Here is an 18,068-nt window from a genome sequence, read left to right on the forward strand (position 1 = left end):
TCATACGGCCCTTAGTCTTTCAGAATAAAAATCACCTTGCTTCATGCCAACAGGGGCATAGTTAACCGCAGGGTAATCCATAATAGATCCCGCTAGCAGGCCTTGAGTAACATCGATATTGTAGGCATCTTCAGGGCTATGTAGTTGCGTTGCCATCATATTGTGGTTTAGCCCAAGTGTATGGCCAATTTCATGCAATATTAAATAGTGCATTGACTGTCGCATTAGCCTGTTCTTTTCCATGTCGCTCATGCCATTTGCCATACCAGCAAATTTTGCAAATTGCTTGGTGAACTGTAACTCATGCCCTAATGAACAATGTTGGAAGCTATGTTCACCATCTGTATGTTGATGCTCAGGTAGATTTTGTGCTAATGCTGAATAGCCATCAGTAAATACTTTCTCTGATAACCATCGTCCTGATATAAAGCTATACTCAAGCATTATATCGGCAGCTAAAATTTGGCCTGTCAAAGGATGCGCAACACTTGGCCCATAGCCACCAAATGGCGGGTTTGGAGATGATGTCCAACGAAGCACGTTGTATCGAATATCATCAGCTGTCCATGTTGCATCATCTGGTTGCACTTTTACTACAATTGCATTGCTAAAGCCTGCTTTTTCAAAGGATGGATTCCATGCCAAAGCCGCATTTTTAATTGTTTCGCGCCACTCAAGTGGCGTGGTATTTTCTATCCACCATACAATAGGTTCAACTGGGTCTGACACTGCTGCAGTTGGGTCTTTTTTAACTAGATGCCATCTGTTGATGACATCACGGTAATAGGTAGTTTGATCGCTAGTCAAATCATCAAATTGTTGACCAAAGTAGCCAACTCTTGGGTCGTCACGTCTAGGTGTAAAGTCGTTTTCGGGTACCTGAACAAAAGCATGTTGAATACTTAAAGTTGTGTAACGCTGATCAGGAATTTCCGCGCCGCCTGAGGCTTTTGGCGTTTTATTCTCAAATACATAGTCAACAATAACATGTGTATTTTCAGGGAAATTGTTTATATCAACAATACGTGACTTGTCTTCTGATAAGCCGCCTACGCTAAATCGGTCACCGCCTGATGAGTCACTTGGTGGCATCGGAGCCACTCGGTGCATTGATTCATTTTTGATTAAATCACCTAATGATATAGCGATTTTTCCGTCTTCTTCGTGAGCAATTTCTGTTGAAACAAGCACTGACTCACTTATATTGGCGTCAGCTGCTCTGCTTACCGCATTATCAGGGTCAAAGTAAAAACGATTGGTTTTAGCAATCACATCGATACGATTAAAATAACGTCTAAATTCAATAAGTCGTGCTTGACGATATTGGCCTCTGAATGTGCCTGCAGCAACCACACCATCAACGGTTGATACAATATATAAAAAAGGCTTATCTAAATCGGCCTCTTCAATAAGAACAAGGCCTGAGCCGTCTTCTTTGTCTCGATATATGTCAAGAAACCCCTCGTATGCACTTTTTTCTGCAAGAGTTTCTGCCAAAGTAGGCTCTTTTTCTTCTTTTTCTTCGTCGCTTTCAAAGCTAAGTGCTATATGACTGTAGCTCGTTAAGAGAGCTGCAGCTAGCGCAGCGATCAAGGTTTTGTTGCGTAGTTTTGTCATTAGATCTAGTCCTATTTTTATTCATTTGTGTTTACCATAAATGATAAGCACGCCTGAAAGTATAGTTAATAGTTTAGTGTTTATGTGGTGACTTTATAATTTTTGTATCTAGTGGCAATGTAAAACCAGCATTCAATCCGCCTTGTGGATGATTGCTAAACTTCACTTTACCTTTGTGGCTCTCCACAATTCGTTTGATGATAGCCAGGCCCAAGCCCGAGCCCGAACTACCTCTTGCATCATCACCTTGAGTGAAAGGCGTGAACATTTTTGCTAATTTATCCTCGTTAATCCCTGTACCGAAATCTCTTATGGTGCATGAAACGCTTCGTGTAGCGTTATTTAGTTCAGTATAGATTTCGATCTTATCGCTACCATATCTAAAAGCATTTTCGATAAGGTTTTCAATGACGCGCTTAATGCCGACTCTTCGCATCCTAAGAGGCGCAAGAGAAGATAAGTGTAAATCTATTTGATGAGAGACATCGATGCTCCGCGCGGTCACTACTTCACTGATTAATGCATTAATATCGTGTAACTCAAACTCTTCTTGTTGATCTTGTCTGGCGTAATCAATGAATTGGTTAATGATATTATTCAAATCATCAATATCATGTTCAATTCCATCTTTGACCCAGTCATGTTCTTGAGGGAGCATTTCACTTGCTAGGCGAATCCGTGTAAGCGGCGTTCTTAGATCATGAGATATGCCAGCAGTCATGATCATGCGATCATTTTCAAGCTGCTTTATATCAGCAGACATTGTGTTAAACGCACTAGTAACGGCCACAATTTCTTTATTACCTTCTAGTGGTAAAGGTTCAGGAAATTTGCCATCACCGACTAATCGGGCCGCTTTTTGAAGCGCTTGAAGGGGGCGATTTAATCGCCTTACAAATAACCAGCCACCGATAACACTCAAGCCGCCTATCACTAAAAAGTACATCGTTAGAGGGGAAATCGCTTTTTCATTAACCCCTTTTAAAGGAATCGCAATCCATAGATTAGGTTTAAAAGACGGTTTGATCCAAACGACATATTGTTCGCCTGTTTTTATTCTAATTTCAGTATCACTTCCTAAGCTGTCACTAACTTGTGATGACATAAATGCATAATAAGAAGCATTACTTAAGCCTGCATGCATTGCACTAATATCATTGTGAAAGACAATACCTGTACGTTGTTGCAAATCAGCGATTTGCTGCTCGGTTAAGTCGTCAATATCATTGATTAAAAAAGTGTTTATTTGATTGGCAATGAGCCTGTTAATTTGTTCATAGCTAGGGCCAATAAAATAATGAGTAATGGATAGATAAGACACCAATTGGTTAATCAGTAACAATGCACCAATTAGCAAAGCGGTTTGACCAAAAGCGGTAGAGGGAACTAAACGGTTGAGCACTTAAATATCAAGCCTTACCGTCAGGCACAAAAACATAGCCTAAGCCCCAAACTGTTTGGATGTAACGAGGATTAGCGGGGTCATCTTCAAGCATTCGGCGTAGGCGTGATACTTGTACATCAATACTGCGCTCTAATGCACTATAGTCTCGGCCACGTGCAAGATTCATAAGTTTATCACGAGACAGAGGTGTTCTAGGATGAGACACGAGTGATTTTAGTACCGCAAACTCACCACTGGTCAATGCAATCGATTTGCCATCGTCGCTCATTTCGCGCGTAGCTAAATTGAGTGTAAATGGACCAAATGAAACAATTTGTTCAGATTGAGTGGGTGCGCCTGGGGCTTCGCTGGTTTTGCGCCTAAGAACAGCTTTTGCTCGCGCTAATAATTCTCTTGGATTAAAAGGTTTTGGCAGGTAATCATCTGCACCCATTTCTAGACCAATAATCCTATCTACTTCGTCACCTTTTGCTGTGAGCATAATGATAGGGATATTATTATCTTGTTGACGTAAGCGGCGGCAAATAGACAAGCCATCTTCGTCAGGAAGCATTAAATCTAGCACCATCAAATGAAAGTTTTCGCGCTCTAGCATGCGATCCATTTGCTCTGAATTGGCCACACTTCTAACTTGATAACCTTGTTCCATCAAGTATCGTTCGAGCAAGGAACGAAGTCTCATGTCGTCATCAACGACAATTATTTTAGTGGTTTCCTGTCCCATCTTGTTGGTGCCTTAATACCTTTATCTACCTGTTAATATACCCAACAACGACGATAAAACCTACGATAGACACATTCAAAAAGTGTTACAAAGTGTGAAATCTGTGGATTTATTTCTCGGCGACCCAATCAACTTGGTAACCGGCTCGACGTTTGGCTTCCATTAACTGTGCAATCAAAGGGCTTAGGATTAATTCCATAGCAAGGCCCATTTTACCACTAAGGCACGACCAAGGTATTGATACGAGACATGAAAGCACCATCTATCATTTGCAGTAGGTAGGGGAAATCGACTTTTTTCATGTCACGTCTAAATCTCACAACGACAAAGCTCTCGTCTTGAGACGGTATTTCTCGTGCGCTAAAAGGATTTGATGTATCAACGGTAGGGACACGTTGAAAATTAATGTGTGTACGTGAAAATTGTGGAGTAATGTAGTGAAAATAATCATCAAGACTACGCACTATACTGCTCATTACCGCATCTCGTGAATGCCCGCGATCTGTCGTGTCGCGAACTATTTTTTGTATCCATTCAAGATTCACAATAGGAACCATGCCTACCAGTAAATCAACATGTGAAGCTACATCACAACTGTCGGTTTTTACACCGCCATGAAGACCTTCGTAAAACAACAAATCGGTTTTTTCAGGCAAGTCTTGCCAAGGTGTAAAAGTCCCCGGCATTTGGTTGAAAGGTACCGCTTCGTCAAAGGTATGTAGATATTGTCGATATTGCCCTTGCCCTTGTGCAGAGTATTGCTCAAAAAGCGTTTCAAGCAATTCAAAGTCATTCGCGCGAGGACCAAAGTAACTAATATGTTTACCTTGTTCCTGTGCTTTACGGATTTCAACTTCCATTTCAGGGCGTGTAAAGCGATGAAAGCTGTCACCGCCAACAGATGCGGCGTTCACATCTAGGTTTCTAAAAATATGCCTAATAGCATTTGTGGTAGTCGTAGTACCTGCACCAGAAGAACCGGTAATTGCAATAATGGGATGTTTAGCTGACATGGTCTTCTTTTTTGTTGGCAATACCCATTTATATGCAAGCAAATGCTATTGGTCAAGTGCTTATTTGTTAGATTGCTCTCTTGCGATTGCACGATACCCTATATCTTGTCGATAAAACGCATCTTCAAAACTAATGTTACTTAGTACTTCATATGCCAAAGCTTGGGCTTGAGTAACATCTTCTCCAAGGCTGGTCACACATAACACGCGGCCACCCGATGTCACAACTTGACCATCGCTTATTGCGGTACCAGCATGGAATACTTTTGAATTGGATAGATTGGACTCTAAACCATTTATTGGCTTACCTTTGGCATATGATTGCGGATAACCACCTGCCGCCATCACTACACCAATAGATGCTAAAGGGTTAAATTCAATCTTAGCTTGGTCCAAGTGCCCATCACAAGCTTGCATACATAAGCTAACCAAGTCAGACTCTAAACGCATCATAATAGGCTGTGTTTCGGGGTCACCAAAACGGCAATTAAACTCAATTACTTTAGCTTGCCCGGAACTATCAATCATCAAGCCCGCATACAAAAATCCTTTGTAAGGTGTTCCTTCGTCAATCATGCCTTGCACAGTTGGATAAATCACTTCATCCATTATGCGCTTGTGTATTTCTGGGGTAACCACAGGTGCAGGAGAATATGCGCCCATTCCACCTGTGTTTGGTCCTTTATCTCCATCATATGCACGCTTGTGGTCTTGGCTAGTAGCAAAAGGCAACACATTTTTACCGTCTACCATAACAATAAAACTTGCTTCTTCGCCTGCTAAAAAGTCTTCAATCACTACACGGCTGCCAGCATCGCCAAATTTATTGTCGGCAAGCATATCATTTACCGCTTCTATTGCTTCTTGAACGGTCATTGCAACAATAACGCCTTTGCCCGCAGCTAAACCATCCGCTTTGACAACAATTGGTGCACCTTGTTGCTCGATATAGGCAGACGCTTTTTCGATTTCGGTAAATGTCGCGTAAGCAGCAGACGGGATGTTATATTTTGCTAAAAAGTCCTTGCTAAAAGCTTTTGAACCTTCAAGTTGAGCTGCCTGTTTGCTTGGCCCAAAAATAGCAAGGCCGTTGCTCTCGAACAAATCGACAATACCTAATACAAGAGGTTGCTCAGGTCCTACAATCGTCAAATCTATTTTTTGTTCAATTGCAAATTCCAACAAAGCATCTAAGTTGTCAGCTGCAATCGCGATATTCTCAAGTTTGGCTTCACTTGCAGTACCTGCGTTACTAGGAGCTACGTAAACAGTGTTAACTTGTGTTGATTGTGCGGCTTTAAATGCTAAGGCGTGTTCACGCCCGCCTGATCCAATAACTAATATTTTCATGTTCGAATTCGCTTTTTCAGTGCTGTGTTAAAAATCAACTTGTTAATATTGTACTAGTGCTTAAAGTGTCTCATTGAGGTAAATACCATGGCTAGTCCATGCTCATTAGCGGCATCAATGACTTCTTGATCTCGCATAGAACCACCCGGTTGAATCACTGCTGCGATGCCAGCTTTAGCCGCTGCGTCAATGCCGTCTCTAAATGGAAAGAAAGCATCCGAGGCCATTACACAGCCTTCAACCTCAAGGTTTTCATCTGCAGCTTTTATGCCCGCAATTTTAGCCGAATACACTCTGCTCATTTGCCCTGCGCCAACACCAACAGTTGCACCATCTTTACAATAAACAATGGCGTTAGATTTAACATATTTTGCCACTTTCCATGTAAAAAGAAGATCGTCTATCTGCTGTGGTGTTGGCTGCTTTTCAGTTACTACCGTCAAGTCATCGGCTTCTACCATACCAAAATCTCGCTCTTGGACTAAGACGCCGCCATTTACACGCTTTAAGTCAAATTCTTCAGTTAGCTGACCTAACCAATTACCGCAAGCTAACACTCGTACATTTGGTTTATTTGCCAATACTGTTTGCGCTTTATCACTAACGCTAGGCGCGATAATTACTTCAACAAACTGTTGATCGATAATAGCCTGTGCGGTCGTTTCATCAAGTTCTTGGTTAAAGGCAATTATGCCACCAAACGCTGATGTAGGGTCGGTTTTAAAGGCTTTTTGATAAGCGCTTAATATGGTGTCAGAAATCGCCACACCACAAGGGTTTGCATGTTTAACAATGACGCATGCAGCTTGTTCAAATTCTTTAACGCATTCAAGTGCTGCGTCAGTGTCTGCAATATTATTAAATGAAAGCGCTTTACCCTGCAATTGAGTTGCACTTGAAACAGACGCTTCTGCGATGTCATGTTCAACATAAAAGGCAGCCGATTGGTGGCTATTTTCACCATATCGCAGATCTTGCTTTTTTTGGAATTGCAGATTGAATGTGCGTGGGAAAATAGATGGTTCATCTTGTTCTGCATCGCTGTTGTCGTCGCCAACTAGGCTACCAAAGTGACTAGCTACCATGCCATCATAACGAGCAGTGTGTTCAAAGGCTTTTACTGCCAAAGAAAAGCGTGTTTGATACTCAACGCTGCCACCTGATTCATTTAATTGCTCAAGCACTTCTGTGTAGTCTTTAGGGTCGACAACAATCGTTACATCCTTAAAGTTTTTAGCTGATGCTCTGACCATTGCTGGACCGCCAATATCAATATTTTCAATGGCATCATCAAAACTACAATCGGGGTTTGCCACAGTTGCTGCAAAGGGATAAAGGTTAACTACGACTAAATCAATTGGCACAATTTCGTGTTTTTGCATGACATTAGCATCAATATCGCGCCGCCCTAAAATACCACCATGAATTTTAGGATGAAGTGTTTTTACACGTCCGTCCATGATTTCGGGATGACCGGTGTGTTCGCTTACGTCTTTGACATCTAAGCCTTCTTGACGAAGAAGCGTAGCGGTTCCGCCAGTGGATAGTAGTTCTACGTTCATGTTAGCAAGTGCTTTTGCTAATTCCACAATACCGGTTTTGTCAGATACGCTAAGTAGCGCACGTGTAATTTTAGTGTTGCTTTGCATGGTTAACTCTGTGTGATTGTGTTTAAGCGGGGAGTAGTTAACGACTTTTATGTTACTAGTGTGTTACTACCGATTCTATGCCAAATTATACAAAAAAAAGAGCGTTAAAAAACGCTCTTTTTTGTGACACTTTAGCCTAAGCCATACTGCTTAAGTTTTTTGCGTAAGGTACCGCGGTTGATACCCATTAAATTTGCAGCGCGTGTCTGATTGCCACGAGTGTAAGTCATTACTTCTTCTAGTAAAGGCGCTTCAATTTCAGCCAATACTAATTCATAAAGATTGTCGATATCTTGGTTATTAAGTTCTTTAAGATACTTATTGACGGCTTGCTTCACTGATGAACGAAGCGGTTTTTGCGCTTGAGTTTGCGAAGGAGTTGTAACTGTCGTACTAAATGGAGATGTAAGATTTTGATCGAACATAAAAATGACTGCTCTCTTTATTAAAATATAAACTTAGGCTGCATCACAGTTGCTTTCGCGAACTTGATCAGGCAGCGTTGAATAAAACTGTTTTATTGACTCAATTTGCAAGTCTTTACTTTCTATCGTATTAAACCCATTCCTAAACGTTTTTTCGTTGTCAAAATGAGCTACATACCAACCTACGTGTTTTCGAGCAATGCGCACGCCCATGTGTTCACCGTATAATAAGCAGATATCCTCAACATGTTGTATGCATGTTTTGGCTTGCTCTTCAATACACGGGGGAGCTAAGGTAATCACCCGTTGATAAAAAGTGTTCAACTTGTGAAAAAATCCAAGGATTCCCTTGCGCAGCCCTTCCAATCATCACGCCATCTGCACCGGTATAATCAAGCACAAACTTTGCATCATCGGCATTACGTATATCACCATTTGCAATCACAGGAATCGAGATGCTGTTTTTAATTTCGGCGATAGTGTCAAATTCTACTTCACCTTTAAACATGCATGTTCGAGTACGTCCATGAACGGCTAAAGACTGTATGCCACAGTTTTCAGCTATTTTGGCGATATGTACGCCATTTCGGTTTTCTTCGTCCCAACCGGTCCTTATTTTCAAAGTCACGGGAACATCTACCGCATTTACCACACTGTAAAGGATTTCGCTTACCAGCGCGGGCTGTTGCAATAAAGCAGAGCCTGCTAGTTTACGATTTACCTTTTTTGCTGGACAACCCATGTTAATGTCGATTATCTGTGCGCCATGCTCGACATTAAAGCGCGCTGCTTGAGCCATTAGTGCTGGTTCATTTCCTGCAATTTGAACCGCTCTTATGCCTTGTTCGCCCTCGTGATTCATTCGATGCATAGACTTTGCAGTGTTCCAGACTCTAGGATTAGAAGACAACATTTCTGATACCACTAATCCTGCCCCTTTTTGCGCGCACAACTTGCGAAAAGGTTTGTCAGTAACACCCGCCATTGGAGCAAGTATCAAATTATTACGCAGTGTATACGGTCCTATTTGCATCCTTTACTCTTCTATGTTTTCGATTGATATATTTGTGGCAAATAATATCGCCCAAATAGTTACAATTTGAATCACACAACACTACATGTTGTGGTTGGTCCACTCACGGGGGGCGTATATTACTGATTTTTGCAGCGCTTGAAAAGGTTATTTTTTATACGAATCTTAAATAATCTACTTGACTTAGGTAAATTTCTTTTTGCCACACAATAGAACCCATTCTCCTTGCGTTTTGACCGGCTCAAAATCAAAAATAGAATCATAGACTTGCATAACTGATTGAGCTTGTTCTTGTAAAATACCAGACATAATAAGCCATCCCGACGGCCGGCAGGTCGCGGCGATTACTTCATGCAATTCTTTTAGGGGGGCTGCTAAGATGTTGGCAACTACTATGTCAGCTTGTATTTGAGGTTGTTCAGACGGCAGATAAAGTGATAGCTGTGCTGATACATCATTTTTGATTGCGTTGTCGCGGCTTGCTTGAATCGCTTGGGGATCAATATCAACACCTATGGCTGTTTGAGCACCAAGTTTTAATGCTGCAATAGCCAATATTCCCGAGCCGCAGCCAAAATCTAGTACTGCCTTGCTTGTTAGGTCGTGTTCGTCTAACCACTTTAGACACAAGGATGTTGTTGGGTGAGTACCCGTGCCAAATGCGAGTCCTGGATCTAGCATGATATTGACTGCATTGGGGTCTGGAATTGGTTTCCAGCTAGGGCAAATCCACAACGACTGACCAAACTTCATCGGTTCGAAATGCTTCTGCCATTCGCGCACCCAGTCTTTGTCTTCTAGCGGATCTATCTTAAGTGTCGATATGGCGTGACTGAACTTTATCTTAATCTGGTTCACGTCATGATTGATATCGTCAAGCGCGTCGAACAAGCCTATTACCTGAGTATCTGGCCAAAGCATCGTTTCGCCAGGTTTTGGCTCGTACATGGGGGTGTCTTTAGCATCTACAAACGTTACAGAAGACGCGCCAATCGACTCTAACATGTCACCGATGGCTTCTGCTGTAGAGGAATTTGTATTGATCTTGATTTGTTGCCAAGCCATTATTTGCTCTTTGTTATTGTGTCATTGGAATACTCGCGCCACAAAACAACAGCTCAAATGCCTTGCAACAAGGACCAATTAAAGCAGATTTGTATTATTGTGCTTTTTCTAAAGCTTCAATTTCTTTCCACATCGCTTCTGCTTCAGCTGTTAGCATTGAATAACTTTTTATATCGCCTTTTCGCTGAGCTAGCATTGCCTTTTCAAGTTTCATGTCATATTGCTTGCGTAATTTCTTAGTAGGGTTAGATTTGAACAGTCCAAACATTGTTATTGCCTAAATTTTTAATAGTGACTCTATATACGCTTTAAGCGGCGTTTTGATTACTTTTACATTACTATTTTCTTCAATTTCTATCGCTCGTTCTATTATTTTTATTAGATGCGTAAACTCTTGCTTATTACCGTCATCGATAAGCGCAAACATTTCTTGTTGCGTAAATTCGTTGGGCGTTAGCTGCTTGTACTGTAAACGCTTTTTCACATAACTTATCCATTCGGCCCGATAACTGCCTTCTAATCGTTCAGGAAATATTTGTAGATCTTGAATGTCTTGCACTAAATCGACAATGTCGCCTTTTTTATCCAAGACATAACGCAAGGTAAACAACGTATATATATCAATTGTGTCGTCAATCATCACTTATGCCTGTGTTATAAAGATATCCTTACTATATACATTTTTAGCTTGCAGTAGTTATCATGCGAATTAAAAAGTGAGTTAAGACTGTAAAGATCAGACAGGCATCAGTAAAACGAGTATTTTATTGAAGATTGTTTGGGTAGCGTTGCATTGCAACATGAATCTAGATTAGGGATCATTCTTTCACAATGAAGAAAAAACACTTTGCTGAATTAAGTAATTGCAAAGAAATATTAGAGGATTTACTAAGTTACTGACAAGATAAACTGGGGCCAGTGTTATTTAATTCATTCAAATAGGCGCATAAAAAAACCAGCATACGCTGGCTTTTTGTTTTTCATTTTTGTTGCTAAGACTCGTTCTCTAGCTTTTTCTCTAAGTAGTGAATGTTCGTTCCGCCATTAAAGAAGTTTTCATCATGCATGATGCGCTGTTGCAAAGGAACATTGGTTTTGATTCCTTCAATCACAAGCTCATTAAGCGCATGACGCATTCTAGCAATTGCTTCATCGCGACTTTCGCCATAGGTAATTAATTTACCAATCATCGAGTCATAAAATGGCGGTACCGAGTAACCCGAATAAATATGAGATTCCCAACGAACACCCAAACCACTAAGGCGCATGAAACATATTTATTTTGCTAGGGCTAGGGATAAAGGTAACGGCGTCTTCTGCGTTGATTCGACATTCAATCGCGTGGCCATTAAGCTTTATTTGAGATTGCTCAATTGACAGGGGTTGACCCGCCGCAATTCGCAGTTGCTCTTTAATTAAATCAACACCGGTGACCATTTCTGTTACTGGGTGTTCAACTTGAATACGGGTATTCATTTCGATGAAATAAAATTCGCCGTTTTCATATAAAAACTCAAATGTACCCGCGCCTCGATAGTTAAGTTCAATACAGGCTCGACGGCAACGTTCACCGATTTTTTCGCGCATTGAATCAGAAATGCCTTGGTGCTGGTGCTTCTTCTACTACTTTTTGATGGCGTCGCTGCATAGAACAGTCTCGCTCACCAAGATGTACTGCATTTCCTTGACCATCAGCAAGTACTTGAATCTCAATATGACGAGGATTCTCAAGAAACTTTTCCATGTAGACTACGTCATTGTTAAACGCTGCACCGGCTTCTTGCTTGGTCATTTTTATCGCTTCAACAAGCTCGTCTTCACTGCGAACAATCCGCATTCCACGACCACCACCGCCACCTGCGGCTTTAACGATCATTGGATACCCAATGCGTTTTGCAATTGCTTTGTTTTTGTCTGCATCGTTACCTAAAGGGCCATCTGAACCTGAGTACACAAGGCACGCCTGCTTTACGCATAGCGGCAATGGCAGATACTTTGTCACCCATTAAACTAATAGTCTCAGCAGTAGGGCCTATAAATACAAAGCCGCTTTTTTCAACGGCTTCAGCAAAGTCTGCACTTTCAGATAAAAAACCATATCCGGGGTGAATGGCAATCGAATTTGTTACCTCAGCCGCTGCAATTATACGAGGAATATTCAGGTAACTCTCGGTTGCGGGGGCATTGCCAATACAAATAGATTCGTCAGCAAGTAAAACATGTTTTAGATTTCTATCAGCTGTCGAGTGAGCTGCGACGGTTTTAATACCAAGCTCTTTGCACGCTCGTAAAACACGCAGGGCAATTTCACCACGATTAGCTATTAACACTTTATCCAACATTGTGGTGCCCTTATCCTATGATGAAAAGAGGCTGATCAAATTCAACTGATTCTTGATTAGCGACCATTATCTCTTTGACTGTGCCATCAACTTCGGCTTCGATTTGGTTCATCATCTTCATAGCTTCAATGATGCACAGTGTTTCGCCCGCTTTAACTTGTTGTCCTACTTCGACAAACGGTTTGGATTCTGGCGATGATGAGCGGTAAAAAGTTCCTACCATTGGCGATTTTTGAGTATGTCCAGCTACAACTGGTGCCGCTGGTGCTGCAGGTTCTGCGCTAGGGGCTGGTGCTGGTGCAACAGGTGCTTGCATCACTTGTGGCTGAGGCGCGTAGTTAACAGCTGCTTGGCTACCGCCTCTATGAATTCTCACTGACTCTTCGCCTTCTGTAATTTCAAGCTCAGCAATTCCTGATTCTTCAACCAATTCAATGAGTTTCTTGATTTTTCTTATATCCATCATTAAGCCTTTTGTAAAAATTTATTTTTGTAATTGTTCAACTAGCGCTTCAAACGCATACCTATAACCTGCTACCCCAAGTCCAATCACGCAACCTATAGCTGCATCACTGAAATATGAATGGTGTCTAAAGCTCTCACGGGCGTATACATTTGAAATGTGCACTTCTACAAAAGGAATTGCGGTTCCTAAAAGCGCATCTCGTAGCGCAACACTCGTATGGGTATATGCAGCTGGATTAATCACTATTCCATCTACGTCGTTAGCACTGTTGTGTATTTTTTCGATTAATGCGCCTTCAGAATTTGACTGAAAGGCCGATACCTTTACATCGATGGTATTGCCAAGCTCAATTAAATTTTGCTCTATGTCCTGTAAGGTGTGACTACCATAAACGGTTGGTTCTCGCGTACCGAGCAAATTGAGATTTGGGCCGTTTAACAATAATATATGCATTAATGTCCTATTTTGTATCGATTTGTACGGTATTGTGACGCTAAAATGCAGTGAACGTTCAAAATGTGTATTTTTCACCGCTAGCGAACGTCAAAATCCCTTGATTTTTTTCTTCTCTATTAAAATAACACACTTGTATGCACGTTTTCAGCATTTTACTGGTCTAATCAGCGAAGATGGCGTGTTTTTAGTTCTGTAAGGCTTTAACAACTTTAGTATAGTTTTTGCTTAAACTAGTTAAATTACATGATAAATATCAAATATTTTGCCAAATAGGCCGATACCATAATATCACTAGTAGATAATGACTAAGCGCGGAGCTAATTAATGTGTTTACCCGACGGGTATGAGGCCAAATATAAACAAGCCTTGATTGAGCTACGGAAAACTTGGGCTAAATCAAGAAAAAACCAACGAGTAGGGGACATCGATGTATTTAAGTCCTACTGCGAAGACATGTTGGTTGATGCTAAAGACCTATCATTAGACGTATTGGTGAACGTACTTACGAGTATTCTAAAAACTTGCGAACAGTTTAATTATAAGCAAAAGTCTAACAAAGAAGTGATCATTGAAATTGATTGGCTAATGAATCAGATGATCAAAGAAGACGGTGCTCAAGGCAATGTGTTCTTACAAGAATCAAATTCAAAAGAATTATCTGAACAAGCTAGTGCCTACTCCAGTAAGATATCTAGAAATGTCAAACCTCACATAGCTATTATTGATGATCAATTGTCGATGGCGCAATCACTCGCCATGACGTTAAAAGAGTTTTCATTGACCACTAGTTATTTTACCAGTATCGATGCATTCAAAGAGGTTGAAGATAAAGTCTCACCAGATTTAGTTTTACTCGATATCGTTATGCCCGATATTACACAAGAAGGAGTATTTGGTTTTGCTAAGGAGCTAGTGGATAAAGGTATAAAAGTCATAAGTTGTTCAAGTAAGTTTACCTTTGATACACGTCTGCTAGCCGTGCGCGCCAACGTTGCTGACTATGTCGTAAAACCGATTAATACTTATGTATTGGTAGAAAAAATTGGCAGAGTGCTTGGGTTACAAAAACGCAACAACTATCAGTTAGTTATCTTAGATGACCATCCCACTATGGGCTCGTTTTATAAAACAATGCTTGAGCAATTAGGCTGTGATGTAGCTTACTTTAGCTCGGCAAAAGAACTGTTTGAGAATTTATCCGACATTAATCCCGACATGTTTTTTTTAGATTTGATCATGCCTGATGTCGACGGGTTTGAAGTGGCTAAAATGTTGCGCCAAGAGTCAAAATTTGAGTTTTCACCTATTTTATTTGTCACTGCCGATGAGAAAGTTGAAACCCGACTCAAAGCAATCGAAGTAGGGGCTGATGATGTGATAAATAAATCAGCCTCATTAAAAACCATTTCGCATCAAGTAATGACGCGACTTGATAGGGCCTCTGCAATTAAATCCTTTGTAGCAAAAGATCCTCTTACAGGTGTGTTGAACCATGGGCAAATCATTGAAAGTGCCAATCAAGCTATCCGCAACGGTAATCGAAAGAACATTGCGACATCGCTTGTGATCATTGATGTTGACCATTTCAAACGTGTTAACGATGAATACGGTCATGTAATGGGAGATAGAGTGTTGTCAGCACTTGGGCAACTATTTGTAAGCTCGGTACGTGAAACTGATCATGTTGGGCGCTATGGTGGTGAAGAGTTTGTCATTGTATTTGAAGATTGTACTTTGACCGATGCTGCCAATAAAGTACAACTTATCAAAGATTCATTTGGGAAAATGCGCTTTAACCATAAAGGTAATAACTTTGGTGTTACGTTCAGTGCAGGTGTCATTGATTTAAGTGGTTATAAAAGCGTACAGCCTGCGATGGTCAATGCAGATAGAGCGCTTTATAATGCTAAAGAGACAGGGCGTAATAAAGTCGTAAAATTCATATCAAAAGAGCCTAAAAAATAACTATTTAGCTTTTCAGCAACTCGCTACATTCGAGTCCCGCTTCCTCTTTTTTCTATCGCTTGTATGAGTGCTGCAGCCATCTTCTCAAGTGGAATGCTATGCACAGTAGCACCTATTTCCATTGCGGCTTTGGGCATTCCGTAAACGACACAGGTTTTTTCATCTTGTGACATTGTGATGGCGCCAGATTCTTTTAAAGCGAGCATGCCTTTTGCGCCATCTTTTCCCATGCCTGTCAAAATGGTTGTAACCGTGTTTTTGCCGACCGTTTTTGCTAAAGAGTCAAACATGACGTCTACAGAGGGTTTATGGCCACTGACCAATGGCCCATCATCTAATTTCACGCGATAGTCTGCACCATGACGAACAATCGTTAAGTGTTGATCACCAGGAGCAATATAGGCGTTGCCAAGTAATATGCGCTCACCATCAACTGCTTCTTTGACGTTTATTTGGCAAGTGCCGTCAAGTCGTTTGGCAAACGATTTAGTAAATGCAACGGGCATATGTTGTGTGATAACCGTTGCAGGAAACGCGGGCGGCAAAGACTGTAGCACTTCTTTAATTGCTTCTGTTCCACCTGTTGACGCACCAATTGCAACGATTGTTTCAGTGCCAGAGTACTGAATTGGCCTTGTTCGAGCGGCAATTCTTGCCATTGAATTGGGGCGAGGCTTGGATTTCGCAGCAATCCGGATTTTTGCCAAAATCTCGCTTTCATAATCGGCAATATTGTTTGCAACATTGATTTTAGGTTTAGCAATAAAATCTATAGCGCCTAATTCTAATGAACGAATAGTAGCGTCAGCGCCACGCTCAGTTAAGGTCGATATCATCACGACGGGAGTTGGCTTCGCTTTCATTAATTTTTCTAGAAATGTTAAGCCATCAACCTTGGGCATCTCGATATCAAGTGTAATAACGTCTGGATGATGGGCCATGACCATTTCTTTGGCAACATAAGCATCAGGTGCTGCGCCCACTAATGTCATATCGGGCGCATTTTCGATGATTTGAGAAAGCAAGCTTCTGATAAGTGCGGAATCATCAACGACTAATACTCTAATATTCATTCATTACTCATTATGTTTAATGTTTTGATTAGCATTAATCAAACAAGTCAACATCACCTGTGGCAGGTGCTTGACTAACCTTGCTACTGTATTCACTTTCACGTTCCAGAATCGTTTTATTGTGCAGAGATTTCAGCTTTCGTACTTTGACTTCGCCCGTTTCAGGGAAGAAGTACACTTTACGTGGGTAAATTCCAAGCAAGTCTTCTGCGACGACTTCGATGTTTTCGGCCTTTAGATATTCTTTAACAAAGGCTGAATTTTTTTCGCCTACGCTTGTTGATTTGATTTGTTGTAATACGTTACCCCCACCAAACACTTTTGCTTGCAAACGCTGTCTACCGCCACCTATTTTCATTAAGTGGTTAATCAAAAGCTCCATTGCATAAATGCCGTAGCGAGCCGATTCAGAATTAAAGTTTAATTCATCTTTATTGGCTGGCAGTAAAAAGTGATTCATACCAGCAACACGTGTAATTGGGTCACGCAAGCAAACAGAAACGCATGAGCCTAAAACAGTCACTATCATGGTTGAATCATTAGTAGCAAAATACTCACTATAGGCAATATTTTGACAGCATCACTATTGAAATTTTTGTCAAAATAGCGATTAGACGCTAAGTGCTCATCAAATAAAACACTCATGTATTGTCTACCAAGGGACGGTAAATAGTTTTACCTAACGGATGGAGTAACGACTTAATATGCCCAAAATTTTCTGAGTGACCTGCAAAGTACAGACTGTTTTTGTGCATATGGGTCACGATTTTTGCCAAGATATTAAGTTGGGTCTCTTTGTCAAAATAAATCATGACATTACGGCAAAAGACAATATCAAAGCCTTTTGGTAGGTTCCATTTATCATCCATTAGATTGATTTTTTTAAATTCAATTAATGCCCGAAGCTCAGGCACAACTTTTACAAATCCACTATTGCTGCCTTTGCCTCTATGAAAATAACGTTGTTTCATACTGCTTGAAAACTCATCTAGCTGAGCAATTTTGTATATTCCTTTGCTTGCGGTTTCAAGTACGTTTGAATCAATATCAGAGGCAATAATCTTTACCGGAACATTAAATTTACCTAATGCTTCTACCACTGAAATCGCAATAGAATATGGCTCTTCACCAGTTGAAGATGCAGCGCACCATATTTTTAAGGGGCGCTTGGCTTGTGCAACATAGCTCTCAAGCTCAGCAAAGTGGTGTTTTTCTCTAAAAAACGAGGTTAGATTGGTTGTAAGTGCATTAACAAATTCTTGATGCTCGGCCGAGGTATTGTCGACATAGCGAAGATACTCGGCAAAGCTAGCCATTTTAAGTGAACGTATGCGTCTAGAAAGTCGGCTGTAAACCATCGAATCTTTGCTATCGGCAAGGTTAATCCCCGCGATTTTTTTAAGGCGTCTTCGCACTGCTTCAAAATCGGCAGTGACGAAGACAAATTCCTTATTCGATTTATCCTTAGCAGCATCTAAAGGCATT

14 protein-coding genes and 4 pseudogenes are annotated in these 18,068 nt (G+C 41.0%); 1 reads left to right on the forward strand and 17 read right to left on the reverse strand.

Annotated elements, in window-relative coordinates; translation table 11 throughout:
• The 14 genes and pseudogenes from ACZ1G6_RS00500 to aroQ form a co-directional block, all read right to left on the reverse strand.
• On the reverse strand, nt 1-1,617 hold the full coding sequence (locus ACZ1G6_RS00500) for a DUF5117 domain-containing protein (RefSeq protein WP_472617592.1): 1,617 nt from the start codon (nt 1,615-1,617) through the stop codon (nt 1-3).
• Between the two features lie 73 nt (nt 1,618-1,690).
• Nucleotides 1,691-3,019: a two-component system sensor histidine kinase EnvZ gene (envZ, locus tag ACZ1G6_RS00505; RefSeq protein WP_472617593.1), complete on the reverse strand. Its 1,329-nt coding sequence runs from the start codon at nt 3,017-3,019 to the stop codon at nt 1,691-1,693.
• 7 nt (nt 3,020-3,026) lie between these two features.
• Nucleotides 3,027-3,746, reverse strand: coding sequence for an osmolarity response regulator transcription factor OmpR (gene ompR / locus ACZ1G6_RS00510; protein ID WP_472617594.1), 720 nt, complete (start codon nt 3,744-3,746; stop codon nt 3,027-3,029).
• A gap of 109 nt (nt 3,747-3,855) precedes the next feature.
• Nucleotides 3,856-4,759: pseudogene (locus ACZ1G6_RS00515) on the reverse strand (phosphoribulokinase).
• A 60-nt stretch (nt 4,760-4,819) separates the two neighbouring features.
• Nucleotides 4,820-6,109 (reverse strand): phosphoribosylamine--glycine ligase, encoded by a 1,290-nt coding sequence (gene purD, locus ACZ1G6_RS00520; RefSeq protein WP_472617595.1) that lies wholly within the window; start codon nt 6,107-6,109, stop codon nt 4,820-4,822.
• Between the two features lie 53 nt (nt 6,110-6,162).
• A complete protein-coding gene (gene purH, locus ACZ1G6_RS00525; RefSeq protein WP_472617596.1) occupies nt 6,163-7,758 on the reverse strand; it encodes a bifunctional phosphoribosylaminoimidazolecarboxamide formyltransferase/IMP cyclohydrolase in 1,596 nt (531 codons plus the stop codon).
• 131 nt (nt 7,759-7,889) lie between these two features.
• Nucleotides 7,890-8,183, reverse strand: a complete 294-nt coding sequence (gene fis, locus ACZ1G6_RS00530) for a DNA-binding transcriptional regulator Fis (RefSeq protein WP_472617597.1) — start codon at nt 8,181-8,183, stop codon at nt 7,890-7,892.
• 33 nt (nt 8,184-8,216) lie between these two features.
• Nucleotides 8,217-9,216 (reverse strand): annotated as a pseudogene (dusB, locus tag ACZ1G6_RS00535) (tRNA dihydrouridine synthase DusB).
• A 183-nt stretch (nt 9,217-9,399) separates the two neighbouring features.
• A complete protein-coding gene (gene prmA / locus ACZ1G6_RS00540; protein ID WP_472617598.1) occupies nt 9,400-10,281 on the reverse strand; it encodes a 50S ribosomal protein L11 methyltransferase in 882 nt (293 codons plus the stop codon).
• Between the two features lie 94 nt (nt 10,282-10,375).
• Nucleotides 10,376-10,549, reverse strand: coding sequence for a DUF6435 family protein (locus tag ACZ1G6_RS00545; RefSeq protein WP_472617599.1), 174 nt, complete (start codon nt 10,547-10,549; stop codon nt 10,376-10,378).
• 9 nt (nt 10,550-10,558) lie between these two features.
• A complete protein-coding gene (locus tag ACZ1G6_RS00550) occupies nt 10,559-10,921 on the reverse strand; it encodes a hypothetical protein (protein ID WP_472617600.1) in 363 nt (120 codons plus the stop codon).
• A gap of 352 nt (nt 10,922-11,273) precedes the next feature.
• Nucleotides 11,274-12,623 (reverse strand): annotated as a pseudogene (gene accC / locus ACZ1G6_RS00555) (acetyl-CoA carboxylase biotin carboxylase subunit).
• Nucleotides 12,624-12,633: 10 nt separating this feature from the next.
• Nucleotides 12,634-13,086 carry an acetyl-CoA carboxylase biotin carboxyl carrier protein gene (gene accB / locus ACZ1G6_RS00560; protein ID WP_472617601.1) on the reverse strand — a complete coding sequence of 151 codons (453 nt, stop codon included), beginning with the start codon at nt 13,084-13,086 and terminating at the stop codon, nt 12,634-12,636.
• Between the two features lie 21 nt (nt 13,087-13,107).
• Entirely contained in the window at nt 13,108-13,542 is a 435-nt protein-coding gene (aroQ, locus tag ACZ1G6_RS00565) for a type II 3-dehydroquinate dehydratase (protein WP_472617602.1), read from the reverse strand.
• Between the two features lie 327 nt (nt 13,543-13,869).
• Here aroQ and ACZ1G6_RS00570 point away from each other — a divergent pair, with 327 nt between their 5' ends.
• Nucleotides 13,870-15,510 (forward strand): GGDEF domain-containing response regulator, encoded by a 1,641-nt coding sequence (locus ACZ1G6_RS00570; protein ID WP_472617603.1) that lies wholly within the window; start codon nt 13,870-13,872, stop codon nt 15,508-15,510.
• A gap of 23 nt (nt 15,511-15,533) precedes the next feature.
• On the opposite strand, the gene ACZ1G6_RS00575 is transcribed toward ACZ1G6_RS00570, so the two are convergent.
• The 3 genes and pseudogenes from ACZ1G6_RS00575 to ACZ1G6_RS00585 form a co-directional block, all read right to left on the reverse strand.
• Nucleotides 15,534-16,583 (reverse strand): protein-glutamate methylesterase/protein-glutamine glutaminase, encoded by a 1,050-nt coding sequence (locus ACZ1G6_RS00575; protein WP_472617604.1) that lies wholly within the window; start codon nt 16,581-16,583, stop codon nt 15,534-15,536.
• 34 nt (nt 16,584-16,617) lie between these two features.
• Nucleotides 16,618-17,228: pseudogene (cheD, locus tag ACZ1G6_RS00580) on the reverse strand (chemoreceptor glutamine deamidase CheD).
• On the reverse strand, nt 17,225-18,067 hold the full coding sequence (locus ACZ1G6_RS00585) for a CheR family methyltransferase (protein ID WP_472617605.1): 843 nt from the start codon (nt 18,065-18,067) through the stop codon (nt 17,225-17,227). The pseudogene cheD and the gene ACZ1G6_RS00585 overlap by 4 nt, the downstream one beginning before the upstream one ends.
• Nucleotide 18,068 lies beyond the last annotated feature (1 nt).

It is taken from the genome of Glaciecola sp. HA4-3 (assembly GCF_055693685.1).

Bases quoted from the DNA above. Each gene is read 5' to 3' on its own strand.
- ACZ1G6_RS00500 (WP_472617592.1), bottom strand. From the start codon at position 1,617: ATGACAAAACTACGCAACAAAACCTTGATCGCTGCGCTAGCTGCAGCT.
- ompR (WP_472617594.1), bottom strand. From the start codon at position 3,746: ATGGGACAGGAAACCACTAAAATAATTGTCGTTGATGACGACATGAGA.
- purD (WP_472617595.1), bottom strand. From the start codon at position 6,109: ATGAAAATATTAGTTATTGGATCAGGCGGGCGTGAACACGCCTTAGCA.
- purH (WP_472617596.1), bottom strand. From the start codon at position 7,758: ATGCAAAGCAACACTAAAATTACACGTGCGCTACTTAGCGTATCTGAC.
- fis (WP_472617597.1), bottom strand. From the start codon at position 8,183: ATGTTCGATCAAAATCTTACATCTCCATTTAGTACGACAGTTACAACT.
- prmA (WP_472617598.1), bottom strand. From the start codon at position 10,281: ATGGCTTGGCAACAAATCAAGATCAATACAAATTCCTCTACAGCAGAA.
- ACZ1G6_RS00545 (WP_472617599.1), bottom strand. From the start codon at position 10,549: ATGTTTGGACTGTTCAAATCTAACCCTACTAAGAAATTACGCAAGCAA.
- ACZ1G6_RS00550 (WP_472617600.1), bottom strand. From the start codon at position 10,921: ATGATTGACGACACAATTGATATATATACGTTGTTTACCTTGCGTTAT.
- accB (WP_472617601.1), bottom strand. From the start codon at position 13,086: ATGGATATAAGAAAAATCAAGAAACTCATTGAATTGGTTGAAGAATCA.
- aroQ (WP_472617602.1), bottom strand. From the start codon at position 13,542: ATGCATATATTATTGTTAAACGGCCCAAATCTCAATTTGCTCGGTACG.
- ACZ1G6_RS00570 (WP_472617603.1), top strand. From the start codon at position 13,870: ATGTGTTTACCCGACGGGTATGAGGCCAAATATAAACAAGCCTTGATT.
- ACZ1G6_RS00575 (WP_472617604.1), bottom strand. From the start codon at position 16,583: ATGAATATTAGAGTATTAGTCGTTGATGATTCCGCACTTATCAGAAGC.
- ACZ1G6_RS00585 (WP_472617605.1), bottom strand. From the start codon at position 18,067: ATGCCTTTAGATGCTGCTAAGGATAAATCGAATAAGGAATTTGTCTTC.